Source organism: Marinobacter sp. L-46 (genome assembly GCF_056859535.1).
This window is the reverse complement of the sequence record NZ_JBSXOP010000072.1, coordinates 30,302-54,263: the sequence shown is the minus strand read 5'-3', so window position 1 is coordinate 54,263 and position 23,962 is coordinate 30,302. Positions and strand designations below refer to the sequence as shown.

The 23,962-nt window shown below is 60.0% G+C and carries 21 protein-coding genes; 17 read left to right on the top strand and 4 right to left on the bottom strand.

All coding sequences use genetic code 11. The features are described from left to right. From trmD to ung, 10 genes are all read left to right on the top strand, one after another. Complete coding sequence (gene trmD, locus AC13DJ_RS11740) at positions 1 to 759, top strand: tRNA (guanosine(37)-N1)-methyltransferase TrmD (RefSeq protein ID WP_058340305.1); 759 nt, start codon at positions 1 to 3, stop codon at positions 757 to 759. A gap of 25 nt (positions 760 to 784) precedes the next feature. Further along, positions 785 to 1,141 carry a 50S ribosomal protein L19 gene (gene rplS / locus AC13DJ_RS11735; RefSeq protein ID WP_022988899.1) on the top strand — a complete coding sequence of 119 codons (357 nt, stop codon included), beginning with the start codon at positions 785 to 787 and terminating at the stop codon, positions 1,139 to 1,141. A gap of 99 nt (positions 1,142 to 1,240) precedes the next feature. After that, positions 1,241 to 2,152: a site-specific tyrosine recombinase XerD gene (xerD, locus tag AC13DJ_RS11730; protein ID WP_022988898.1), complete on the top strand. Its 912-nt coding sequence runs from the start codon at positions 1,241 to 1,243 to the stop codon at positions 2,150 to 2,152. 127 nt (positions 2,153 to 2,279) lie between these two features. Then, positions 2,280 to 3,014, top strand: a complete 735-nt coding sequence (locus tag AC13DJ_RS11725; RefSeq protein WP_232900767.1) for a DsbC family protein — start codon at positions 2,280 to 2,282, stop codon at positions 3,012 to 3,014. Positions 3,015 to 3,159: 145 nt separating this feature from the next. Further along, positions 3,160 to 4,461: a homoserine dehydrogenase gene (locus tag AC13DJ_RS11720; RefSeq protein WP_058340303.1), complete on the top strand. Its 1,302-nt coding sequence runs from the start codon at positions 3,160 to 3,162 to the stop codon at positions 4,459 to 4,461. An 11-nt stretch (positions 4,462 to 4,472) separates the two neighbouring features. Then, entirely contained in the window at positions 4,473 to 5,873 is a 1,401-nt protein-coding gene (thrC, locus tag AC13DJ_RS11715) for a threonine synthase (protein ID WP_482933057.1), read from the top strand. 6 nt (positions 5,874 to 5,879) lie between these two features. Next, positions 5,880 to 7,610, top strand: coding sequence for a single-stranded-DNA-specific exonuclease RecJ (recJ, locus tag AC13DJ_RS11710; protein WP_288373236.1), 1,731 nt, complete (start codon positions 5,880 to 5,882; stop codon positions 7,608 to 7,610). A 397-nt stretch (positions 7,611 to 8,007) separates the two neighbouring features. Continuing rightward, positions 8,008 to 9,103 (top strand): peptide chain release factor 2 gene (gene prfB, locus AC13DJ_RS11705; RefSeq protein ID WP_288373235.1). Its coding sequence is split into 2 segments (ribosomal slippage): positions 8,008 to 8,079 and positions 8,081 to 9,103, totalling 1,095 coding nucleotides; the frame shifts between segments, so codons are not numbered across the junction. A gap of 51 nt (positions 9,104 to 9,154) precedes the next feature. Then, positions 9,155 to 10,690, top strand: coding sequence for a lysine--tRNA ligase (lysS, locus tag AC13DJ_RS11700; protein WP_482933056.1), 1,536 nt, complete (start codon positions 9,155 to 9,157; stop codon positions 10,688 to 10,690). Between the two features lie 4 nt (positions 10,691 to 10,694). Further along, positions 10,695 to 11,429, top strand: a complete 735-nt coding sequence (gene ung, locus AC13DJ_RS11695; protein WP_474540125.1) for a uracil-DNA glycosylase — start codon at positions 10,695 to 10,697, stop codon at positions 11,427 to 11,429. Here ung and ygfZ read toward each other — a convergent pair whose 3' ends face one another. The 4 genes from ygfZ to nadB are packed head-to-tail and all read right to left on the bottom strand — an operon-like array spanning position 11,430 to position 14,784. After that, a complete protein-coding gene (gene ygfZ / locus AC13DJ_RS11690) occupies positions 11,430 to 12,395 on the bottom strand; it encodes a CAF17-like 4Fe-4S cluster assembly/insertion protein YgfZ (RefSeq protein WP_474540124.1) in 966 nt (321 codons plus the stop codon). Positions 12,396 to 12,425: 30 nt separating this feature from the next. Then, positions 12,426 to 12,884 (bottom strand): hypothetical protein, encoded by a 459-nt coding sequence (locus tag AC13DJ_RS11685; protein ID WP_474540123.1) that lies wholly within the window; start codon positions 12,882 to 12,884, stop codon positions 12,426 to 12,428. Next, positions 12,868 to 13,140: an FAD assembly factor SdhE gene (locus AC13DJ_RS11680; protein ID WP_058340296.1), complete on the bottom strand. Its 273-nt coding sequence runs from the start codon at positions 13,138 to 13,140 to the stop codon at positions 12,868 to 12,870. Before AC13DJ_RS11680 ends, AC13DJ_RS11685 begins: the two co-directional genes overlap by 17 nt. Before the next feature lie 36 nt (positions 13,141 to 13,176). Continuing rightward, positions 13,177 to 14,784, bottom strand: coding sequence for an L-aspartate oxidase (gene nadB / locus AC13DJ_RS11675; RefSeq protein ID WP_474540122.1), 1,608 nt, complete (start codon positions 14,782 to 14,784; stop codon positions 13,177 to 13,179). Between the two features lie 94 nt (positions 14,785 to 14,878). Between nadB and rpoE the strand changes: the two genes are divergently transcribed. The 7 genes from rpoE (at position 14,879) to lepA (ending at position 23,948) form a co-directional block, all read left to right on the top strand. Next, positions 14,879 to 15,568, top strand: a complete 690-nt coding sequence (rpoE, locus tag AC13DJ_RS11670) for an RNA polymerase sigma factor RpoE (protein WP_036219391.1) — start codon at positions 14,879 to 14,881, stop codon at positions 15,566 to 15,568. A gap of 15 nt (positions 15,569 to 15,583) precedes the next feature. Continuing rightward, the gene (locus AC13DJ_RS11665; RefSeq protein WP_058340452.1) at positions 15,584 to 16,141 is read left to right on the top strand and encodes a sigma-E factor negative regulatory protein; all 558 of its coding nucleotides are present in this window, start codon (positions 15,584 to 15,586) and stop codon (positions 16,139 to 16,141) included. A 16-nt stretch (positions 16,142 to 16,157) separates the two neighbouring features. Continuing rightward, entirely contained in the window at positions 16,158 to 17,189 is a 1,032-nt protein-coding gene (locus AC13DJ_RS11660) for a MucB/RseB C-terminal domain-containing protein (protein WP_482933055.1), read from the top strand. Further along, positions 17,186 to 17,635 (top strand): SoxR reducing system RseC family protein, encoded by a 450-nt coding sequence (locus AC13DJ_RS11655; protein ID WP_058340294.1) that lies wholly within the window; start codon positions 17,186 to 17,188, stop codon positions 17,633 to 17,635. The genes AC13DJ_RS11660 and AC13DJ_RS11655 overlap by 4 nt, the downstream gene beginning before the upstream one ends. 156 nt (positions 17,636 to 17,791) lie before the next feature. Further along, positions 17,792 to 19,195, top strand: coding sequence for a DegQ family serine endoprotease (locus tag AC13DJ_RS11650; RefSeq protein WP_482933060.1), 1,404 nt, complete (start codon positions 17,792 to 17,794; stop codon positions 19,193 to 19,195). Between the two features lie 119 nt (positions 19,196 to 19,314). Further along, positions 19,315 to 22,041, top strand: a complete 2,727-nt coding sequence (locus AC13DJ_RS11645; RefSeq protein ID WP_476130933.1) for an EAL domain-containing protein — start codon at positions 19,315 to 19,317, stop codon at positions 22,039 to 22,041. Between the two features lie 104 nt (positions 22,042 to 22,145). Continuing rightward, complete coding sequence (gene lepA, locus AC13DJ_RS11640; protein WP_289102241.1) at positions 22,146 to 23,948, top strand: translation elongation factor 4; 1,803 nt, start codon at positions 22,146 to 22,148, stop codon at positions 23,946 to 23,948. Positions 23,949 to 23,962 lie beyond the last annotated feature (14 nt).

The following is a 23,962-nucleotide window of genomic DNA, read 5'->3' as shown; positions in this document are numbered from 1 at the left end:
GTGTGGATTGGCGCAGTCAGTCTGTTTCCCGACATGTTTTCTGCGGTGACAGATTACGGGATTACCGGCAGGGCAGTTCGTGAAGGTCTTCTGACCTTTAACAGCTGGAACCCCCGGGACTTCACGCATGATCGTCACCGTACTGTGGATGACCGGCCTTATGGCGGCGGCCCCGGGATGCTGATGAAAATCCAGCCCCTGCGGGATGCTATCCATGCGGCCCGGACATCGGCACCCGGCAAGGCCTGTGTGGTCTATCTTTCGCCCCAGGGTGAAAGGCTGGATCAGTCGGTAGTGGAGTCTCTCGCTGCCGAACAACAGCTGATTCTCGTTGCCGGTCGTTACGAGGGCGTTGATGAACGCCTGATATCGGCGGAAGTCGACCGGGAAGTGTCCCTGGGTGATTTTGTGCTCTCAGGTGGCGAACTGGCGGCGATGGCTGTGATTGATGCGGTAACACGCCTCATCCCCGGAGCGCTGGGTCATGCGCAGTCAGCAGAGCAGGACTCCTTTGCTGACGGTTTGCTGGATTGTCCGCACTACACCCGGCCCGAGGTATACGAAGGTCAGGCGGTGCCGGAAGTTCTTTTGGGCGGTCACCATGAACAGATCCGGCGTTGGCGATTGAAAGAATCGTTGAGGCGAACCCGGGAGCGACGCCCCGACCTGCTGGAACAGCGGGTGCTTACGGAAGAAGAGCGTCAGCTTCTGGATGAAATTTTGAACGAACCGGGTGCCTCTGAATCATCAGGGCATTGAAAGATTGGGTATCAGGAGCATTACGATGAGCGGCAAGAACAACATCATCAGTCAACTTGAAGCAGAACAGATGACCAAGGAAATCCCTGCGTTCGCGCCGGGTGATACCGTGGTTGTGCAGGTTCGCGTAACTGAAGGTAACCGTGAGCGTCTGCAGGCGTTCGAAGGCGTTGTTATCGGCAAGCGCAACCGTGGCATGAACTCTTCCTTCACTGTTCGTAAGATCTCTTACGGCGTGGGTGTTGAGCGTACTTTCCAGACTTTCTCCAAGCTGATCGACAGCGTAAGCGTGAAGCGTCGTGGTGACGTGCGTCAGGCCAAGCTGTACTACTTGCGCGACCTGTCTGGTAAGGCAGCTCGTATCAAGGAAAAGCTTAACTGAGTTTGGCCTTCCGGCCAGCCAGTTTGAAAAAAGCAGCCTCAAGAGGCTGCTTTTTTTATGCTTTAATGCTGCCCAGACAGACATTAATGAGGTAATACCTTGCCGCGGCCGGATGACGAGCAGCTGATCAGCCAATTCTCGGATGCCATATGGCTCGAGGATGGCCTGGGTGAGAAAACCCGCCAGGCCTATGCCAGTGACCTGGCCCGTCTTTCCGGATGGCTGGAGCAACAGCCCGGAGCGCCCAGCTTGCGGTCCGCTAAAAGGACCGATCTTCTGGCCTGGATGTCCCGTGGGCTGGCGGAGGGTCTGAAAACCAGTACGGCAGCCCGGCGGCTTTCCGGTATCCGGCGTTTTTACCGGTATTTACTGCGGGAAGGTCTCATCGCCGAAGATCCTACCTTGCGAATCGACAGCCCGAAGTTGCCCCGGCGTTTGCCGGATACCCTTACTGAAGCCGATGTCGAGGCGCTGCTGACTGAGCCGGATCCGGAAATACCGCTGGAGTTGCGGGACCGGGCCATGCTGGAAATCCTGTATGGTTGTGGGCTGCGGGTGTCGGAGCTCACCGGGCTGACCGTAGACCGGGTCAACCTGCGCCAGGGCGTAGTGCGCATCAGTGGTAAAGGCGGGAAAGACCGGTTAGTGCCGCTGGGGGAAGAGGCTATCGACTGGCTGCTGAGCTATATGAAGGAAGCCCGGCCGGAATTGCTCAAGGGTAAGAGCAGTGATGCCTTGTTCCCCGGGAACCGGGCCAGTGCCATGACCCGCCAGACCTTCTGGTACCGGATCAAGCACTACGCGGTGCGTGCCGGTATCCGCAAGCACCTGTCGCCCCACACCCTGCGCCACGCCTTTGCCACCCATTTGCTCAACCATGGTGCAGATTTACGGGTAGTGCAGATGTTGCTCGGGCATTCTGACCTTTCGACCACCCAGATCTACACCCATGTGGCCCGTCAACGGCTGCAGGATTTGCACCAGGCCCACCATCCCCGTGGTGGTGACTGATCTCGGGGTGAACTTTTGCCGGGGCGCCCTGTCGCAAGGTTCGGGAATGATGCCGGTAGTTGCGTACGAAGGCCCCGGGCAAGCAAAATGCCTGAATCTATTAACCGGAAAAGGTAGTTTCTGACCCATGAATCTTAAAATTGCGGCCGCGGTAACCGGCCTGATGATGTCCTTGGTGGCAGTGCCCGCCGTGTTGGCCGGTGAAACCGAAGACGCCATCGCCAAGCGGCTGACTGATGCGGTGCCGGGCCTGAAGATCAGTTCCGTGCAGAAGTCCGAAGCGGAAGGCCTGTACGAAGTGCTGAGCAGCAACGGCGACACCATTTATACCACGGCCGATGGCGCCTACCTGTTCACCGGCGACCTGCTCAAGATTACCGATACCGGTATTGCCAACGTAACCGAAGAGTCCCGGGCGACCAGTCGTCAGCAGCAGATGGCAGCCTTCGGTAAGGAAGGGTTGATCTCATACCCTGCCGATGGCAAAGAAAAAGCGGTTATCGACGTCTTTACCGATATCGACTGTCCGTACTGCCGCAAGCTGCATGACGAAGTTCCCCAGCTCAACAGCTATGGCATTACCGTCAACTATTACGCCTTCCCTCGATCCGGCCCCGGCACAGCGTCGTTCCGCAAATATGAGTCGGTATGGTGTTCGGACGACCAGCAGGCGGCCATGGATGCTGCCAAGGGTGGCAAAAACGTACCTCAGCAGAGCTGCGATAACCCGGTTGCAGACCAGTACCGCCTGGGTGGCCAGGTCGGTGTAACCGGTACCCCGGCAATTCTGCTGGAAGATGGCAACATGATTCGCGGCTATGTGCCGGCCAGGAACCTGGCCGAAGGTCTGGGTCTGCTCTGACCCGTTATCGGAGCCGCAGCGCGGCTCCGGACTTCCTGTGTGACTTGTGACCGATTCAGGGCTTATTCAGCGGGCCCTGAACCGGTATACTATCCGGCCTTATTGCAATCCATCAGCACCCCGCATCGGGATCAGAGGTGAGAGCTTGAAAGACGTAAATGTCGGAATCTGCGGATTGGGAACCGTTGGCGGCGGTACATTCAATGTCCTGAAACGCAATGCAGCGATTATTGCCGGCCGTGCAGGCTGCAACATCCGTGTTGTCCGGGTAGCCAGTCGCCGCAGCCGGGATGACCTGGCGCTGGGCGATGTGCCCTTCAGTACCGACATTTTTGATGTGGTGAATGATCCCGCCGTTGATATTGTGGTTGAGCTGATTGGCGGCTATGACGCCGCAAAGGAGCTGGTACTGGCCGCTATTGCCAACGGCAAGCATGTGGTAACCGCCAACAAGGCGCTGATTGCCGTTCATGGCAACGAGATTTTCGAAGCCGCCGAAAAGGCCGGTGTGGTTGTTGCCTACGAAGCTGGCGTGGCCGGCGGTATTCCTGTCATCAAGGCCGTGCGCGAAGGCCTGGCGGCCAACCGCATCGACACCATTGCCGGCATTATCAATGGCACCGGTAACTACATCCTGACCGAAATGCGCGCCGGACGGCCCTTTGAAGAGGTGCTGAAAGAAGCGCAGGCGCTGGGTTACGCGGAAGCTGATCCGACCTTTGATGTGGAAGGCATCGACGCCGCCCACAAACTGACCATCCTGGCCGCGTCCGGTTTTGGTGTGCCCCTGCAATTCGACAAGGCTTTCACCGAAGGCATTTCTGCGCTGACCCCGAACGATATTGCCCACGCTGAACTGCTGGGTTACCGGGTAAAGCACTTGGGTATTGCCCGCCGCCGTGAAGACGGCATCGAGCTGCGTGTGCATCCGACCCTTGTGCCCAAGAGCCACCTGATTGCCCAGGTAGACGGTGTTCTGAACGCTGTTCTGGTGGATGGCGATGCGGTCGGCCAGACCATGTATTACGGCCCCGGTGCCGGTGACGAAGCCACGGCCTCTGCGGTGATTGCCGATGTGGTCGACGTTGCCCGTGCGGTAGCCAGCAACAGCCAGCAGCGAGTGCCTTATCTGGGCTTCAGCCCGGATGCACTGGAAGACCTGCCGGTATTGCCGATGGAAGATGTTCAGTCTGCCTACTATCTGCGCATCCAGGCCTTTGACCACCCGGGCGTGCTGGCCAAGGTGGCGTCGATTCTGAGTGAGCATGGCATCAACATCGAATCCATCATGCAGAAAGAATCCGAATTCAAGGATGGCCGTATTCCGGTCATCATCCTGACCCACACGGTTCAGGAGCGCCAGATGAACCTGGCCATCGAGGAAATGGAAGCCCTGGCCGACGTTGACGGCAAGGTTGTCCGCATCCGCGCTGAAAACTTTAACTGACAGGTACGCACGTGAGATACATCAGTACACGGGGTGAAGCTCCCGCTCTGGGCTTTGAAGACGTTCTTCTGACCGGACTGGCCACCGATGGCGGCCTGTATGTGCCGGAATCCCTTCCGCACTTCAGCCTGGAAGAAATCCGAAGCTGGCGTGGCCTGCCGTATGCCGAACTGGCCTACAAGGTCATGTATCCGTTCGTGGAAGATGCCATTCCGGCCGATGACTTCCGCAAGATGCTGGACGAAACCTACAGCGTGTTCACGCACCAGGCCGTCGCGCCGCTGGTACAGCTGGATACCAACGAGTGGGTGATGGAACTGTTCCGTGGCCCCACGCTGGCGTTCAAGGACTTCGCCCTGCAGCTTCTGGGTCGCCTGCTGGACTATGTTCTGGAAAAGCGTAACCAGCACGTGGTGATCATGGGGGCTACCTCCGGTGATACCGGCTCGGCTGCTATTGAAGGCTGCCGTCGCTGCGAGCACGTGGATATCTTCATCCTGCATCCGCACCAGCGGGTGTCTGAAGTACAGCGCCGCCAGATGACCACGGTGCAGGGTGATAACATCCACAATATCGCAGTCAAAGGCAACTTCGACGACTGCCAGCGCATGGTGAAGGATAGCTTCGGCAACCAGTCCTTCCTGGGCGGCAAAACCCAGCTGGCGGCGGTGAACTCCATCAACTGGGCGCGGATCATGGCCCAGATCGTATACTACTTTCAGGCATCCCTGGCCCTGGGTGGCCCGGACCGCAGCATGGCGTTCTCGGTGCCCACCGGTAACTTCGGCGATATCTTTGCGGGCTACCTGGCCAAGAAAATGGGCCTGCCCATCAGCCAGCTGGTGATTGCCACCAACCGCAACGACATCCTGCATCGCTTTATGAGCGGCAACAAGTATGAGCAGCACCAGCTGGAGCATACCCTGTCGCCGAGCATGGATATCATGGTGTCCAGCAACTTCGAGCGCCTGTTGTTTGACCTGCACGGTCGTGATGGCGCTGCCGTGAAAGACCTGCTGGAGCGTGCCGCCAAGGGCCCGGTCAGCATCGAAGACTATCGCTGGAAGCACGCCCGCAAGCTGTTCGACAGCGATGCGGTGGACGACAAGACCACCTGCGATACCATCCGGGAAATTTACGAGCAGAACGAATACCTGCTGGACCCGCACACCGCCATTGGCGTGCGTGCCGCCCGCAACTGCCGTCGTGACAGTGCCGTGCCCATGATCACCCTGGGTACCGCCCACCCGGCCAAGTTCCCGGACGCCATCGCCGAATCCGGCCTGAGCGTGAAGCCCGAGCTGCCGGCCCACATGGCCGACCTGTTCGAGCGGGAAGAGCGTTATACCGTTCTGGACAACAGTGTGTCCGAGGTGCAGGGCTTTATTGCCAAGCATTGGAAGAACGCCTGATCCGGCATGACTCCTAAAAAGATCCTGCGTCGCCCCCAGCCGTCCGATGTGGCGGGCTGGGGGCAAAACCTGCCCCCCATCCTTCGCCGTCTGTACGCCGCCCGCGGTGTGCACTCCGACGACCAGCTCCAGTACACCCTGAAACACCTGGCTTCACCGATGCAGCTTCGCGGCATTGATCGCGCGGTTGAACTGCTGGCCGAGGCCATTGTGCAAAAACAGCGGGTGATGGTGCTGGGGGACTTCGATGCCGATGGCGCCACCAGTACCTCTGTAGCCATGCTCGGCCTGTCCATGCTGGGCGTGGCAGCCATCGACTTCCGGGTGCCGAGCCGCTTCTCCGATGGTTACGGCCTGACGCCGGGAATCATCCACCGGTTGCAGGAAGAAGGCGATTTGCCCGACTTGCTGGTGACCGTGGATAACGGCATCTCCGCCATCGAAGGCGTGCGTGCCGCCCGGGAGCTGGGTATCAAGGTTGTCATCACCGACCACCACCTGGCCGGTGACGAACTGCCAGACGCCGATGCCATCGTGAACCCCAATCAGCCCGGCTGCCCGTTCCTGAGCAAGAATGCCGCCGGCGTGGGTGTGATGTTCTATGTGCTGACAGCCCTGCGCAAACACCTGCGAGACAACAATCTGCTGCCGGACTCGGAGCCCAACCTGGGCAGCCTGCTGGACCTGGTGGCACTGGGAACCGTGGCCGACGTCGTGCCGCTGGACCACAACAACCGTATCTTCGTAGAGCAGGGCATCCGCCGCATCCGCAAGGGCGAGGCCAGACCGGGCATCCTGGCCCTGCTGGAAGTCGCTGGCCGCGACTACACCGAAATCAGCGCTACCGACCTCGGCTTTGTGGTGGGCCCGCGCCTGAACGCCGCCGGCCGCCTGGATGACATGAGCATCGGCATCGCCTGCCTGCTTGCCGATAGCCGCGACGAAGCCCTGCGCCTGGCCCGGGAACTGGACAACTTCAACCGCGAACGCCGCAGCATCGAAAAAGACATGAAAGCCCAGGCCCAGGACCTGCTGGCCTCCATGTCCCTCGACATCGAAGGCCTGCCCTGGGGCCTGGCCCTGTTCGACCAGGACTGGCACCAGGGCGTAATCGGCATCCTGGCCGCCCGAATCCGCGAACAAACCCATCGGCCGACCATCGCCTTCGCGCCCGACGACGACGGCGAACACCTCAAAGGCTCCGCCCGCTCCATCCCCGGCCTTCACATCCGCGACGCCCTGGCCGTGGTCGACGCGAAGAACCCGGGCCTGATGAAAAAATACGGCGGCCACGCCATGGCCGCCGGCATGACCATCGCCCGGGATGACCTGGAACGTTTCAGCAACGCCTTCGACCAGGCCGTGCGCGATACCCTGAAACCGGAAGACCTGGAAGCCGCCATCACCACCGACGGCCCCCTGGCCCCGGAAGAGCTGAACCTGGACACCGCCTACCTGCTGAAACGCGCCGGCCCCTGGGGCCAGCATTTTCCGGAGCCGGTATTTGACGGCGAATTCCGAGTGGTGAGCCAGCGGATTGTGGGCGAGAACCACCTGAAGCTGGTGCTGCAGCCGGTTGAGGGCGGGGGCATTATTGATGGCATTGCCTTCAATACCGGGCCTGAAGTGCCGGACTTTACCCGGAGTGGCGCGCGGGTGGTTTATAAGCCGGATGCTAATACGTTTCGGGGGCGGACCAATCTTCAGCTGCTGGTGGATTATCTGGAGCCTTTGTAGTGAATTTTTTGGCCACTAAATCCACGAAAGGGCACGAAAAAATAAGGGATTGAAAGATAAGAGTTTTTGCCACGGAAGACACGGAAGACACGGAAAGATATAAAGGGCAAAGAAGTAGCCGAAGACTCCCCGAACGCAGTCTGGGCGCAGGGTGGGTGGGAACCTTTCCGGGAGTATCGAAAACATGGATGTTTTCGTTAAGCGTACATGGACGTATTCACAGCGTCTCCCGGAAAGGTTCCCGCCCACCCTGTGCTTGCACCAGAGCCGAAGCCTCAGGGCCGGGCTCGGAACTCAGATACTCCGTACTTTCCGCTTGCTGATTTACCCCGCAAATTCCGGTAGAATCCGCCCTCTGTTTTTATCGCATCATTTTTCCAAAGCGAGACAAGGTTTCATGGAAATTAATCCCATAGTGACGAAGATCAAAGAGCTTCGCGAGCGCACTGAAGCGCTGAGGGGGTATCTTTGACTACGATCAGCGCAGTGAACGCCTGACCGAAGTCGAACGCGAACTCGAACAACCCACCGTCTGGGACGATCCCGAGCGGGCCCAGGCTCTGGGCAAAGAACGCTCAGACCTTGAACTGATCGTCAAAACCATCGACAACCTCACCAACGGCCTGGCGGACGCAGAAAGCCTGCTGGACATGGCCGTGGAAGAGGATGACGAAGGCACCGTTGAGGAAATCGAAGCCGATCTCGAAGGTCTCGATAAAGAACTCGAGAAGCTCGAATTCCGCCGCATGTTCTCCGGCGAAATGGACGCCAACAACGCCTACCTGGACATCCAGGCCGGCTCCGGCGGCACCGAAGCCCAGGACTGGGGCAATATGCTGCTGCGCATGTACCTCCGCTGGGCCGAGCGTCGTGGCTTTAAATCCGAGATCGTTGAACTGCAGGAAGGTGAAGTGGCGGGCATCAAGAGTGCCACCATTCACATCCAGGGCGACTACGCTTACGGCTGGTTGCGCACTGAAACCGGCGTCCACCGCCTGGTGCGTAAATCCCCGTTTGATTCCGGCAACCGTCGCCACACCTCTTTCTCTTCGGTATTTGTATCGCCGGAAGTGGACGACAGTTTCGAAATCGAGATCAACCCGGCGGATCTGCGAGTCGACGTTTACCGCGCCTCCGGTGCCGGTGGTCAGCACGTTAACCGGACCGAATCCGCGGTGCGACTGACCCACAACCCGACCGGGATTGTGGTGGCCTGCCAGGCCGGCCGAAGTCAGCACCAGAACAAAGACCAGGCCATGAAGCAGCTCAAGGCCAAGCTCTTTGAGCTGGAAATGCAGAAGCGCAACGAAGAGAAACAGAAAGCCGAAGACTCCAAGTCTGACATCGGCTGGGGTAGCCAGATCCGCTCCTACGTGCTGGATGACAGCCGTATCAAGGACCTGCGCACCAAGGTGGAAACCAGCAACACCCAGTCGGTGTTGGATGGTGACATCGACAAGTTTATTGAAGCCAGTCTGAAGATGGCGCTGTAATCAGCGCCATTCACCCACACCCGGACAATCCCGACTTCTTAGTGAGCCAAAATGACTGAACACACCCAGAACGCTGCACAGCCCGAGGACAACAAGCTGATTGCCGAGCGCCGCGCCAAACTGGCAAACATGCGTGAGCAGGGCAATCCGTTCCCGAACGACTTCCGTCGCGATGCCACCGCTGCCGAGCTGCAGGAAAAATACGGTGACAAATCCAAGGAAGAGCTGGAGTCCCTGGGCATCAAGGTGGCCATTGCCGGCCGCATGATGCTCGACCGCAAGGCGTTCAAGGTGGTTCAGGACATGACCGGCCGCATCCAGATCTATGCTTCCAAGGATGTCCAGAAGGACACCAAGCACTGGGATATGGGCGACATCGTGGGCGTGCGCGGTACCCTGTCGAAGTCTGGCAAGGGCGACCTGTACGTCACCATGGAAGACTACGTGCTGCTCACCAAGTCTCTGCGCCCGCTACCGGAGAAGCACAAGGGCCTGACCGACACCGAAGCCCGCTACCGTCACCGGTATGTGGACCTGATGGTGAACGAAGACAGCCGCCGCGTGTTCCATGCCCGGTCGAAGATCATCAACACCATGCGCCAGTACTTCACCGACCGTGACTTCATGGAGGTGGAAACCCCCATGCTGCAGGTGATCCCCGGTGGCGCTACCGCCCGTCCGTTTGTGACCCATCACAACGCCCTGGGTATCGATATGTACCTGCGGATTGCACCGGAGCTGTTCCTCAAGCGCCTGGTCGTCGGCGGCTTCGAGCGGGTGTTCGAGATCAACCGTAACTTCCGTAACGAGGGGCTGTCGACACGGCACAATCCCGAGTTCACCATGGTCGAGTTCTACCAGGCCTACGCCGATTACAACGACCTGATGGACCTGACCGAAGACATGCTGCGTACCATCGCGCAGAAAGTACTGGGCACCACCACCGTGGTGAACACCCGGGTACTGAAAGACGGCACCGAAGAAACCATCGAATACGATTTCGGCAAGCCGTTTGAGCGCCTGACGGTGGTAGACGCCATCCTGCGCTACAACCCGGACATCACCCGCGAGCAGCTGGCAGACGACGCCCAGGCCCGCGAAGTGGCGAAGAACCTGGGTATCCACGTGAAAGATATCTGGGGCCTGGGCAAGGTGCAGATCGAAATCTTCGAGGCCACCGCCGAGCATCGCCTGATGCAGCCGACGTTCATCACCGAGTACCCGAAAGAAGTGTCGCCCCTGGCCCGTTGCAAGGACAGCGACCCGTTCGTGACCGAGCGTTTCGAGTTCTTCATGGGCGGCCGCGAGATTGCCAACGGCTTCTCCGAGCTGAATGACGCCGAAGACCAGGCCGAGCGTTTCCAGGCCCAGGTGGCGGAGAAAGACGCCGGCGACGACGAAGCCATGTTCTACGATGACGACTACGTGATGGCGCTGGAATACGGCCTGCCGCCGACCGCCGGTGAAGGCATCGGTATCGACCGCCTGGCCATGCTGCTGACCGATTCGCCGTCCATCCGCGACGTTATCCTGTTCCCGGCCATGCGCCCGGAGCACAAGGCCGAGCAGAAGCCGGAAGGCGAGTAAGGCCATGCACCCCGCCGAGGCACTGGCTCAGCAACTGAAGCCCGGTCGCGGCTGGGACCAGTGGCTGGCGGACGAGTTCCGTCAGCCCTACATGCGGCAACTGGCCGAGTTCCTGGCCGCCGAGGAACAGGCCGGCAAGGTGCTGTTTCCGCCAAGACATCTGTGTTTCAACGCCCTGAACAGCACGCCGCTGGATAAAGTGAGCGTGGTGATTCTGGGGCAGGATCCCTACCACGGCCCCGGCCAGGCCCATGGCCTGTGTTTTTCGGTCCGGCCGGATGTGCCTCCGCCACCGTCCCTGGTGAATATCTTCAAGGAAATTGAAACGGATCTTGGCCACCCGCGGCCCGATCACGGCTGCCTGCAAACCTGGGCTGGGCAGGGTGTGCTTTTGCTGAATGCGGTACTGACCGTGGAGCAGGGCAATGCTGGCGCCCATCAGGGCAAAGGCTGGGAAACCTTTACCGATAAGGTGATCGAAACCATCAATCGCGAGCGCGACGATGTGGTGTTCCTGCTCTGGGGCAGCTACGCCCGCAAGAAAGGCCGGCATATCGATCGCAACCGTCACCTGGTGCTGGAAGGGCCGCATCCGTCGCCCCTGAGTGCCTACCGGGGCTTCTTCGGCTGCAGTCACTTCTCCCGGGCCAATGACTGGCTGCTCAGCCGGAACCGGCCTGCGATCGACTGGAGCCTGCCACCGAAGGCCGAATTGCTACAGCGTTACGGCAAGCAATAATCAGCTTGCCGGATCAGCTTCCCGCTCCGGTACCGGGTAGGGCAAGTCGAGCACTTCGAGTTGGCAGGAGTCGTTACCTTCCAGGCTCAGTGCCGACTTGTCCGCATCATGGCGCAGAACGGCCAGCAGCTCGCCCCCGTTGTCTGAGGTCATCACTGCATTGACCACATCCCCGGCCTTTTTGTCGCCTGCCAGCAGGTTGCTGCCAGCTTCAGGCGCCTGGGTGCAGCCGGTAAAGGCTAGCCTGTACAGGCTCTTCTTCAGCTGGCCGAGGAAATGCATGCGGGCGATCACTTCCTGCCCGGTATAGCAGCCTTTCTTGAAATGCACGCCCTGAAGATGCTGCAGGTTCAGCATTTGCGGTACGTAGGCTTCCACGGTGGTTGGTGTCAGCCAGGGCACGCCGGCGGCGATGCTGGCGGCGTTCCAGTCGTTTATGGTCAGCTCGGGAAGCGCTTCGGGTAATTCGGCAGCACCTTCCGGTAGCCACCATTCGTATCGGGGTAAAGCCCCGGCGCTGTCCTCAATGCGGATCAGGTAGCCGTTCTCTGTAGCCACTATATCGCCCGGGCTGCCCAGTGTGGCGGCGTTGTCTCCGGCAACCGCCACGGCGGCCTCCTGGCCCAGCAGGCCGATAATCCGGGCCTGCTCTACGACATCCATGCGGGTACCGCGGAACAGCATCAGGTATTTCTTCAGCTGGCCCAGGGTGGCGTCTGACAGTTCCCGGTCCAGGTCCATCAGCAGGTCCTGCTGGTCCCGCACCAGGCGGGTCAGGCAGTAGGCGCGGCCTTTTGGCGTGCTGGCTGCGGCCCGGCGTGATTGTTGGGGGGTAACGTCGTCCACGTGCTGGGAAAACTGGCCCTGAACAAACTTGTCGGTGCCCGGGCCGCTGATGCGGACCATGACCCTGTGCTCAAGCACCGCGTAACCATGTTGGTTGGCGGTGGTGGGGCGGTTGTTCATAAAGCTCTCCGCAATAGGGTGGAAAATTCGTTAAGCCGTTGTTGGCCGGCCGGCTCTCAGCCACATCCGTAACCGGCGAAAATCGGTCTCCGGGGCGTTGGCGCCAAACAGGGAGCTGGCACCGAGAACCAGTACAAACATAGTTCTGGACGTGGTGTCTGCAGGGCGAAGTTTCAAGGCCAGGAAGGAGGCGCCGAGGCTGCTCGAACCGCAGATTCTTACAGTGCGGGTTTCCCCGTTTGCCAGCTGGCAGGTGAGGGTGTCGGCGTCAGATTGCAGGGCAACAATGGCGCCAGGGCCCTGTAACAGCCCGCAACGCTGGAACTGGCGAACAGCCATGATCCCTGCAGGCGCCAGCAGCAACAGCAGCCAAAGACTGCTGGCCGGGGCAGCGACGAGGCTGAACACCATCAGTACCAGCCAGGGCAGGGCAGCCAGTATGCCGGCCGCCCGTGAAGGGGAAAGTCTCAGTTCAATCCGGCTGGACACGGTTCAGGATGATCTCCACGATCCGCTGCAGATCCGGGTCCTGCGGCTTGCTGCGCTGCATGAACCACTCGAACATGTCGGTGTCTTCGCAGCTCAGCAGCTTGCGATAGCGCTCCTGGTCTTCCGGATCGAGATCCCGGTAGGCTTCTTCCAGAAACGGCAGCAGCAGTACATCCAGCTCGAGCATGCCCCGGCGGCTGTGCCACCACAGGCGGTGAAAGTCGGTATGGTCGTTGGATGCGTTGGTGTCAGACATAGTCGATTGCCTTGAAAACAGAATGGAATCTCCCGGTCAGGGAGACAGCGTGCGATAGGTGGTGGGTACCAGGACCGTGTCTTGCGGATCGTTCAGCATGCCCGGGTAGTCCAGTGTGTAGTGCAGGCCCCGGCTTTCCTTGCGTTGCAGGGCCGAGCAGATGATCAGGTCTGCTACGGTAACCAGGTTACGCAGCTCGATCAGGTCATTGGTTACCCGGTAATTGCTGTAGAACTCGCCGATTTCCCGGGACAGCAGGTCGACCCGGTGCTTGGCCCGCTGTAATCGCTTGGTGGTGCGTACAATGCCCACGTAGTCCCACATGAAGTGGCGAAGTTCGTCCCAGTTGTGGGAGATCACAACGTCTTCATCGGAATCCCGTACCTGGCTTTCATCCCAGTCCGGTGCTGCGGGCGGTGCCGGAATATCCGATTCCCGGCGGGTGATATCGGCAGCGGCGGCGCGGCCGTACACCAGGCATTCCAGCAGGGAGTTGCTGGCCATGCGGTTGGCGCCGTGCAGGCCGGTGAAGGCTGCTTCCCCCACCACATAGAGCTGGTTGATGTCGGTGCGGGCGCGTTCGTCGCTGACAATGCCACCACAGGTGTAGTGGGCCGCAGGCACCACCGGAATAGGCTCCCTGGTGATGTCGATGCCAAAGCCCAGGCACTTCTCGTAAATGGTCGGGAAGTGGTGCTTGATGAAGTCTGCCGGTTTGTGGCTGATGTCCAGGTACAGGTGGTCTGCACCCAGGCGCTTCATTTCATGGTCGATGGCCCGGGCGACGATGTCCCGGGGCGCCAGCTCGGCGCGTTTGTCGAAACGGTCCATAAACCGGCTGCCGTCTGGCAGCTTCAGTACACCACCTTCACCGCGAACGGCTTCGGTAATCAGGAATGACTTGGCGTGCGGGTGGTACAGGCACGTAGGGTGGAACTGGTTGAATTCCATGTTGGCGACCCGGCAGCCGGCCCGCCAGGCCATGGCAATACCATCGCCGGAAGCACCGTCCGGGTTGGTGGTGTACCGGTAAGCCTTGGAGGAGCCGCCGGTGGCAATCACGGTAAACCGGGCCCGGAACAGTTCCACGTGGTTGTCTTCCAGGTTCAGGATATAGGCGCCCACGCAGCGGTTGCCCGGCAAGGCCAGTTTGCGGTTGGTGATCAGGTCTACCGCCACCCGGCCGGATTTCAGGTCGATATTCGGGCGCGCCGCAGCCTGGCTGGCCAGGGTGGTGGATACCGCATGGCCGGTGGCATCGGCGGCATGGAGGATGCGCCGGTGGCTGTGCCCGCCTTCACGGGTCAGGTGGTAGTCGGCGCCATCGTCCTGGCGGGTGAACTCGACACCGGATTCAATCAGCCACTCGATGCTTTCCTTGCTGTGCTCCACGGTAAAGCGCACGGCGTCTTCGTGGCACAGGCCACCGCCGGCGTTAAGGGTGTCCTGTATGTGGTTTTCCACCGAGTCGGTATCGTCGAGCACTGCCGCAATGCCGCCCTGGGCCCAGAGTGTGGCGCCCGAACTGATGTCGGCCTTGCTGACCACGCACACCCTGAGGTGTTCCGGCAGGTTGAGCGCTACGGTCAGGCCGGCAGCGCCGCTGCCGATAATGAGAACGTCGTATTCGTAGGACTGTGGCATTGAGTCGATGTCGCGGGCCATAATGTGGACGTGTATTGAACTAAACTTTGCGCTTGCTGTCTATTTGGCCTGAACGAACGCAGGAAAATGCCCAATGACTCAAGCAAATCTTGCCAAGGCCAGAAAGCCAGTGGCCAGCAACAGGGGACACACTGCTGTTTCGTCCATGACACCTGATAAAGACTGGAATCCCGGTGAGCAGTCCGACAGCCAGACGGACCTGCAATTGGTACGCAAGGTCCGTAACGGCGACCGTGCGGCCTTCGACCTGCTGGTGGTGAAATACCAGTCGCGCGTGGCCTCTATTATCAGCCGCTATGTCTACGACAGCCAGGAAGTCATGGATCTGGCCCAGGAAACCTTTGTCAAAGCCTACCGGGCGATTGACCGTTTCCGGGGCGACAGTGCGTTCTATACCTGGTTGTACCGGATTGCTGTTAACACCGCCAAAAACTACCTTGAAGCCCGGGGGCGCAGACCTCAGGGCTCGGCCGATGCTGCCGAAGCCGAAAACTTTGATGATGGCAGTCGCCTGCGCGACGTCGCCTCGCCAGAGCGGCTGCTGCAGCGGGAGCAATTACAGAAAGCCCTGACCGAAGCCATCGCCGGTTTGCCGGAGGAACTTCGGTCTGCGTTTCTGCTCAGAGAGTATGACGGCCTGAGCTACGAAGACATTGCCCGGATTCTGGAGTGTCCGATAGGAACCGTTCGTTCCCGGATATTCAGGGCGCGGGATGCAGTGGATCGCCAGTTGGCGCCGCTGCTGAATCATTCAGAGATATAAACGAGGTTGCACCTGATGGATGATCGTCTCAGAGAGACCCTGTCAGCGATGATGGACGACGAAGCGGATGAACTGTCGGTTCGGCGCTTGTTGTCCCATGCCAACCAGGACGAAGTCCGGGATCAATGGCAGCGCTGGCAGCAGGTCCGGGATCTGATGCACGAAAACCACGGCCCGGCGGAAGGCCTGGATATCGCCTCTGCTGTGCGTGAGCAGCTTGATGGCCGGAGCCGCCGCGAGGTAGCTGCCAGTGAGGTTGCCCGGTCGCCGCGCCGGCGCTGGCACATGCCGGTCGCTGCCATGGTAGTGATGGCGCTGGTGGTCGGCTTTGGTGCCGGTGCCGGCTGGGATTCCCGACCGGGTGACGTTCCCGCAGCCATCGCGGGGCAGGGTGCGGTTGCACCGGTTGCCTTACCATCGGCTGTGGAAGAGGTGGCCCTGCAGCGCCTGGATGAAGAACAACTGCAGCAGATGCGCCAGTATCTGCTTGAGCATGCGCAGCACAACAGCGTGGGCGCCGGGCGCGGTTCGGTAGGCTATGCACGCCTGGTCAGTGCCAGCGGCGGTTATTGAGTTTGGAGCAGTTTCAATGATGGTTCCGGTTGGCATTAATGTCAGGTTGGTGGGTACTGCGCTGGTGACAGTTCTGGTATTGCTTTTTGCCATGCAGCCGGTAAAGGCCGACGAGTCGCCCGCTGATCCGGACCCGGCCATGGCCTGGCTGGAGCGCATGGGCCCGGCCCTGAATATGACGTCTTATCGCGGTGTGTTTGTTTATGCCCGGGGCGACCGGGTTCACTCTATGCGCATCGCCCACCGCTACCGGAACGGCCGGGTGGAAGAGCGCCTGGTGATGCAGGACGGTGGCAGCGGAGAGATTGTCCGCAAAGGCATGAATGTAGTGTGCGTGTTGCCGGATCGTGGCCGGATCAGCCTGGAAGAAGTCATTCCCTCCGGCCCGTTTGCCGAGGCCTTTACCAGCCAGTTGATGCCCTTCGGGCAATGGTATCAGCCGGAACTGATCGGTGAAGACCGGGTGGCGGGATACGATGTGGTTACCGTGGCCCTGACCGCCCGAGACAGCGATCGTTACAGCCACCGGTTGTGGCTGGAGAAAGAAACGGCTCTGCTGGTGAAAAGCCATGTGCGCAACGCTGACGGTGAGGTGCTGGAGCATTTCCAGTTCACCAACCTGGACATAACCGGCGACATTCCCGATGAAGAGTTCGAAGTGCAGACCCGGGGCCGGGAAATTACCCGCACGCTCGACGACGCCGGCCAACCCCGGCAATCGATGATAGCGCGCATGAACGGCTGGACCCTGAACTGGCGCCCCGAGGGCTTTGAGCCCGCAGCAGCGCCTCGTTCCGGCAAGGGCAAGGCAGTTGCTTTCTCTGATGGCCTGGCGGCGTTTTCGGTATTTGTTGAACCCATGGGCCGGCTGAAAATGCCCACCGGGGCGTCCAGAATCGGTGCTACCACCGTATATATGCGTGAGGTGGCAGTAAATGAACGTGCGTTCCTGATCGCGGTGGTGGGAGAGATCCCGCCAGCCACGGCACGAAAGGTGGCCGATGGTGTGAAAATTGACGGCGCCCTTGGCCTGGTGTCTGAACGATGATCACTGAAACCGGCAAAGTGGTTGCCCTCAAGGGCGACCGGGCCTGGGTGCAGACTATCCGCACCAGCGCCTGCCAGAGTTGTTCGGCCCGCTCCGGTTGCGGCCAGCGGGCACTGGCGTCTGTATCCGGTGGGCGTGCAAACCAGATACTGGTGGCCAACACCGTGGATGCCCGGGTGGGCGATGAAGTGGTGATCGGAGTGGATGAGCAATCGGTGCTGACCGCTTCGCTGGCGGTATACGGGCTGCCCCTTGTGCTGATGGTGCTGGGCAGTATCGGGGCCTATCGGTGGCTGGGGGCGACGGACCTTGTCGCGATTACCGGCGCGCTGGCGGGCCTGGCTGCGGGCTTTGTCGCAGTCAGACACTGGCAGTCCGGCTCCGGTGACCGGTTTGAACCGCGCCTTGTGAGGGTCAACCGTATCGCAACGGTGAACTGTCTCTGAGTCCTACCGTTTTTTAAGTTGAAAATCAGAGGCCTGACCCCAGAATTAACGCTGTATCACAGTCATAACAGGGGGTTGTAGATGTCGAGAACAAACACAAAAGCTGCCCGGTTGTCCCCGGTCCTGAAGCCCTGGCCGGTGCTGGGCGCACTGCTGATGTTGTCAGCACTGGTGTCGGTATTCTGGAGTCAGGACCTGGCGGCCCGCGGCTTGCCGGACTTCACCGAGCTGGTGGAGGAAAATTCCAGTGCCGTGGTCAACATAAGCACCACAACGGATCCGCAAAGCAGCGGCTCCCGCTTCCAGGGTATGCCCTTCGACGAACGCCAGTTCGAGCAGCTGCCCCCGTTCCTGCAGGATTTCTTCCGTGGCCCCCAGTCGCCGTTTGGCGGGTCTCCCCATTCCCCGCAGCCCAGCCGTTCCATGGGCTCCGGTTTCATTGTTTCCAAAGACGGCTACGTGTTGACCAATAACCACGTGGTGGAGGGTGCAGACGAAGTGATCGTGCGCCTGAATGATCGCCGGGAGTTCAAGGCGGTTATCGTAGGCACAGATCCACGCTCTGACATGGCAGTGCTGAAAATCGACAACGGTGATGACCTGCCGGTGGTCAGTGTTGGTCGTTCTCAGGATCTCAAGGTCGGTGAGTGGGTGTTTGCCATCGGATCGCCGTTCGGGTTCGACTACACGGTAACTGCGGGCATTGTCAGCGCGCTTGGCCGCTCCCTGCCATCTGAAAACTATGTGCCGTTTATCCAGACCGACGTTGCCATCAACCCCGGCAACTCTGGCGGGCCGCTGTTCAACCTGGATGGTGAGGTTGTCGGCATCAACTCCCAGATTTACACCCGCTCCGGTGGCTTCATGGGGGTATCGTTTGCCATTCCCATTGACGATGCCATGAGCGTATTTCGCCAGATCCGGGACGAAGGCAGTGTGGCCCGGGGCTGGTTGGGTGTGTTGATCCAGGAAGTAAACCGAGACCTGGCCGAGAGTTTTGGCCTGAAGCGCCCCCGCGGTGCCCTGATTGCTGAAGTGATGGAAGGCTCTCCCGCTGAAAGCGGTGGCCTGCAGTCTGGCGATATTGTCCTCGAGTTCAATGGCGAAGCTGTCCAGCGTTCCTCAGACCTGCCGCCCATGGTGGGTCGCACTGCGGTGGGCGAGTCGGCCCGGTTGACCGTGTTGCGCGAAGGCCGGGAGATGGACCTGGATGTCGAAATCGGTCGCTTGCCGGAAGACGGTGAAACCGCAGCCAGCCCGGAAGTAGGCAGCAACGGGAACAGCGGCGCCAACCCCCTGGGGCTGGCGGTCGAGTCGCTGAATGATGAAATGGCCCGGGCAGCGGGCGTCGACGGTGGGGTGCTGGTGTCCGGTGTTGGCCAGGGCGCTGCCTACGAGGCCGGAATTCGCCCACGGGATATCATCACCGAAATCAACCGCAAGCAGGTGCGTTCGGTTGACGAGTTCCGCAAGGTGGTGGCGGGCCTGCCGGATAACCGGGCCGTTTCGGTACGCATCGTGCGCCAGGGCCGGGCTATCTACCTGGTGATGAAGCCCTGACCTGATCGCTGGCGTTCGACAGCTCACAAAGCCCCTGACGTGGTTCACGACACGCTCAGGGGCTTTTGCTATACTTTTTCGACCGATAATAACGATGGCTATGGCACGGATCGCCGGAAATGATGACAAAAAAGGAACTCCCCCTCCGTAAGTTGCTGAAATTCCGGAACGCCTGGGTTGCCTGGGGCGTGTTCCTGGTTTCAGTCATTGCCACCATTCTGCTCTGGCAATTATCCATCCGCCTGGTGGAAGATCGCACCGAGGCCCGCTTCCGTACCCAGTCCCTTCAGCTGAGAACTGCCATTGAAGAGCGTTTGCTCAATTACGAGCAGGTGCTGGCCGGCAGCGCCGGGCTGTTCGCTGTCAGTGGCCGCGTTACCCGAGAGCAGTGGAGCGAGTACGTCAATAAAGTGGACATCAACCGTTACTACCCGGGCATTGAGGGTATCGGTTTTGTCGAGCGCATTGGCGTGCGACAGATGGCGGATCACATCTCTTCGGTGCGGGCCCAGGGGATATACGATTACCTGGTCCGGCCGCTGGGCAAGGGGCCCTACTATTACCCCATGGTGTATATGGAGCCGGGTACCGACAGGAACCGGCGGGCACTGGGGTACGATGCGTTCAGTGACCCGGTGCACCGGAGTGCCATGGAGCGGGCGCGGGATGCCGCAGTGCCTATGGTTACCGGCAAGGTGGTGCTGGTGCAGGAATCGGTTGATGAAGACCAGGCCGGCTTTCTCATGTATTACCCGGTTTTTCAGGGCGGTGAGGTGCCGGAAATCCGGGCCGAGCGACGCATGATGCTGGCGGGCTATGTGTTCAGTGCCTTTCGTATGAACAGTCTGTTTGACGGCATTGTCGGGCTGATCTCCCCGTTCCTGGACGTTCGCATCTACGATAACGGCGTAGTGTCCCGCGACACCCTGATGTACGGCTCCAACCTCGGTTCCCTGGAAAACGATTTCAGTTTTGAAATGAGCCAGACCGTGTCGCTCGGTGGCCGGGACTGGTTGCTGCAAACCCGCTCTACCCCGGCCTTTGATTACCTGGCCTCTGACGCGCGCCCGCCGATTGTGCTGGGCTCCGGCTTGGCCATCAGCCTGTTACTCTGGCTGTTTGCCCTCGCCCTGATCCGTTCGCGGATGATTGCCCAGGCCAGCGCCGGCCGTTACCGGGCCATTACCGAGGGGGCTGCCAACGTAACGCTGGTCCTGGATGAAGAGGGCCATGCCCTGTATGCCAGCCCCTCCAGCAAGGATATTCTGGGCTTTGATCCGGACGCCGTTGATCAGCTGGAGTTTGAACAGCTGGTGCATGCTGACGACTGGTCGGCCCTGAAGCGCGGTTTCAAGGATGCCATGGCAGAGCCGGGCAAGCAGATGCCGGTGGTGCGGGCCAGGATACGGGATGCCCAAAGCCGCTGGCGCGATATGGAGGGCACCTACACCGCCATGCTGACGGTTCCCGGGGTGAATGGCGTTGTGCTCAGCCTGCGGGACCTTACCCAGCTGAAGGCGGCCCAGTCAGAATTGCATCGCCTGGCCTTCTACGATCCGCTGACCGGGCTGGCAAACCGGCAGCTGTTCCGGGATCGACTGGACCATGTGGTGCGCCGTTGCCGGCGCAGTGGTGAGCCGGCCACCCTGATGTTCCTGGACCTGGACGGGTTCAAGCGAATCAACGACACCCTGGGCCATGACGCCGGTGACGAACTGCTGTGCCAGGTGGCTCAATGGCTGCAGGGCTGTGTCCGGGAAGAAGATTCGGTGGCGCGGCTGGGTGGTGACGAATTTGTGGTACTGCTTTCGCGTATTAGCGATTCTGACGCTGCAGGGCGGGTCGCCGAGTCGATTCTGCGCCGGCTTTGCCAGCGTATCCGCCTGAACGAACACGAGGTAGGAGTAACCGTCAGTATCGGGATAACCATGATTCCCGACGACAGCGAAGATGCCGGCACCCTGATGAAATACGCAGACCTGGCCATGTACCGGGCCAAGGAAGTCGGCCGCAACACCTATCAGTTCTTTACCCCGGCGATGAATATCAAGGCGGCCAGGCGGCTGTTGCAGCAGGAAGAGCTGGCAACCGCCCTGGAAGGTGACCGGTTTGTGCTGCATTACCAGCCGAAACTGGACCTGGCCAGCCAGCGGGTAATCGGGGTAGAGGCCTTCCTGCGTTGGCATCATCCGGAAAAGGGATTGGTATCGGCGCAGCAGTTTATCAGCCTGGCCGAGGAAACCGGCCTGATCATCCGGCTCGGTGAGCTCGCCCTGCGCCAGGCCTGCATCCAGGTGCAGGCGCTGGAGCGGGCGGGCTTTGAATCCCTGAAAATGGCGGTGAACTTCTCGGTACGGCAGCTCACAGATTCCGGTTTCCCGGACCTGATGCGCCGGGTGATTACTGAAACCGGGGTATCACCGGACCGGCTGGAGCTGGAAATGCCTGCCGAGTTGCTCAATGAAGACCCGAGACTGGTGCGGGAGTTGCTGGTGTCGTTGAGTGATCTTGGTGTGTGCCTGATCCTGGACGACTTCGGCACCGGTTCCTGCTCTCTGGCTGCCCTGCAGCAGTTACCGCTGAACGTGATCAAGATTGATCACCGGTTTATCCGGGACATTCCCTACAATGTCAGCGCTACCGACGTAGCCTCGGCCGTTATCGCCCTGGCGCACCAGCTGCACCTGACCGTTGTGGCGGAAGGGGTGGAAACCATGCAGCAGCTTAACTTCCTGAAATCCGCCGGTTGTGCCCAGGGGCAGGGTAACCTGTTCAGCTATCCGCTGGACGAAGATGCCCTGATCGGGTTCCTGATTCGCCAGTACGAGAAGCCGCTGATTTCCTGATCATGGCAATGACGGCCGGTAACCGGTAAAATCACGCCGTTCCCGGATCCCGGTAGCGGCCCCTCCGGGCTCAATCCTACGTCTTATATGAGTAATCATTGTCTGTGACTGAACTGAGCCGAATCCGTAACTTTTCCATTATTGCCCACATCGACCACGGTAAATCCACGCTGGCGGACCGCTTTATCCAGATTTGCGGTGGCCTGACGGACCGTGAAATGGCCGAACAGGTCCTGGACTCCATGGACCTCGAACGGGAACGGGGCATCACCATCAAGGCCCAGAGCGTAACGCTCAACTACACCGCCAAAGATGGTGAAACCTACAAGCTGAATTTTATCGATACCCCTGGCCACGTGGATTTTTCCTACGAGGTGTCCCGCTCACTGTATGCGTGCGAAGGCGCGCTGCTGGTGGTGGATGCCGGGCAGGGTGTCGAGGCCCAGTCTGTGGCCAACTGTTACACCGCCATCGAGCAGGGGCTGGAAGTTGTCCCGGTCCTGAACAAGATGGACCTGCCGCAGGCCGAGCCCGACCGGGTAGCCGCCGAAATCGAGGACATTATCGGAATCGACGCCACTGACGCCGTGCGCTGCAGCGCCAAGAGCGGCCTGGGCGTCGAGGATGTGCTGGAAGACCTGATCAAGAAGATTCCACCCCCCAAAGGGGATCGCAGTGCACCGCTGCAGGCGCTGATCATCGACTCCTGGTTTGATAACTACCTGGGTGTTGTGTCACTGGTGAGGGTCACCGAAGGGGTGCTGCGCAAGGGCGACAAGATTGTCATCAAGTCCACCAAGAAAGCGTGGAACGCGGACAAGGTCGGTATTTTCAACCCGAAGCCTACCGATACCAATGTCCTGGAAGCCGGCGATGTGGGCTTCGTGGTGGCGGGCATCAAGGACATTCACGGGGCACCGGTGGGCGACACCATCGTGCACCAGAAGTTTGCTGAAGAAACCCCGATGCTGCCGGGCTTCAAGAAAGTGAAGCCGCAGGTGTACGCCGGTTTGTTCCCGGTCAGCGCCGATGATTACGACGATTTCCGGGATGCCCTGGAAAAGCTGACCCTGAACGATGCTTCGCTGTTTTTCGAGCCGGAAAACTCCGATGCCCTGGGCTTCGGCTTCCGCTGTGGCTTCCTGGGCATGTTGCACATGGAGATTATCCAGGAGCGACTCGAGCGGGAGTATGACATTGACCTCATTACCACCGCGCCCACGGTTATCTACGAAGTGGTCACCAAGCAGGGTGAGACCCTGTCGGTGGACAACCCGTCCCGGCTGCCGGATATTGGCTCCATCGAGGAAATGCGCGAGCCGATCGTAGAGGCCAATATCCTGGTGCCCCAGGAACACCTGGGTAACGTGATTGCCCTGTGCGAGGAAAAGCGCGGCGTTCAGAAGAACATGCACTTTATGTCCACCCAGGTGCAGGTCAGCTATGAGTTGCCCATGGCGGAAGTGGTGATGGATTTCTTCGATCGCATCAAGTCAGCGAGCCGGGGCTTTGCCTCACTGGATTACCACTTTGTGCGTTTCCAGACGGCCAACCTGGTGCGGCTGGATGTGCTGATCAACGGCGAGCGGGTAGATGCCCTGGCCCTGATCGTTCACAAAGACCTGGCCCACCGCAAGGGCCGGCAGCTTGTCGAAAAGATGAAAGAGCTGATTCCGCGGCAGATGTTCGATATCGCCATCCAGGCTGCGATCGGCACCCAGGTGGTGTCCCGGGTAACCGTTAAGGCCCTGCGCAAGAACGTAACGGCCAAGTGTTACGGTGGTGACGTCAGCCGTAAGAAGAAACTGCTTCAGAAGCAGAAGGAAGGTAAAAAACGTATGAAGCAGCTGGGCAATGTCGAGGTGCCTCAGGAAGCGTTTCTTGCCGTGTTGAAAGTCGATAACTAAAACTAAGGCGCCCG

Excerpts from the sequence above, each read along its gene's own strand:
- rplS (WP_022988899.1), top strand. The coding sequence starts at position 785 with ATGAGCGGCAAGAACAACATCATCAGTCAACTTGAAGCAGAACAGATG.
- AC13DJ_RS11725 (WP_232900767.1), top strand. The coding sequence starts at position 2,280 with ATGAATCTTAAAATTGCGGCCGCGGTAACCGGCCTGATGATGTCCTTG.
- recJ (WP_288373236.1), top strand. The coding sequence starts at position 5,880 with ATGACTCCTAAAAAGATCCTGCGTCGCCCCCAGCCGTCCGATGTGGCG.
- lysS (WP_482933056.1), top strand. The coding sequence starts at position 9,155 with ATGACTGAACACACCCAGAACGCTGCACAGCCCGAGGACAACAAGCTG.
- ung (WP_474540125.1), top strand. The coding sequence starts at position 10,695 with ATGCACCCCGCCGAGGCACTGGCTCAGCAACTGAAGCCCGGTCGCGGC.
- ygfZ (WP_474540124.1), bottom strand. The coding sequence starts at position 12,395 with ATGAACAACCGCCCCACCACCGCCAACCAACATGGTTACGCGGTGCTT.
- AC13DJ_RS11680 (WP_058340296.1), bottom strand. The coding sequence starts at position 13,140 with ATGTCTGACACCAACGCATCCAACGACCATACCGACTTTCACCGCCTG.
- nadB (WP_474540122.1), bottom strand. The coding sequence starts at position 14,784 with ATGCCACAGTCCTACGAATACGACGTTCTCATTATCGGCAGCGGCGCT.
- rpoE (WP_036219391.1), top strand. The coding sequence starts at position 14,879 with ATGACTCAAGCAAATCTTGCCAAGGCCAGAAAGCCAGTGGCCAGCAAC.
- AC13DJ_RS11665 (WP_058340452.1), top strand. The coding sequence starts at position 15,584 with ATGGATGATCGTCTCAGAGAGACCCTGTCAGCGATGATGGACGACGAA.
- AC13DJ_RS11660 (WP_482933055.1), top strand. The coding sequence starts at position 16,158 with ATGATGGTTCCGGTTGGCATTAATGTCAGGTTGGTGGGTACTGCGCTG.
- AC13DJ_RS11655 (WP_058340294.1), top strand. The coding sequence starts at position 17,186 with ATGATCACTGAAACCGGCAAAGTGGTTGCCCTCAAGGGCGACCGGGCC.
- AC13DJ_RS11650 (WP_482933060.1), top strand. The coding sequence starts at position 17,792 with ATGTTGTCAGCACTGGTGTCGGTATTCTGGAGTCAGGACCTGGCGGCC.
- AC13DJ_RS11645 (WP_476130933.1), top strand. The coding sequence starts at position 19,315 with ATGATGACAAAAAAGGAACTCCCCCTCCGTAAGTTGCTGAAATTCCGG.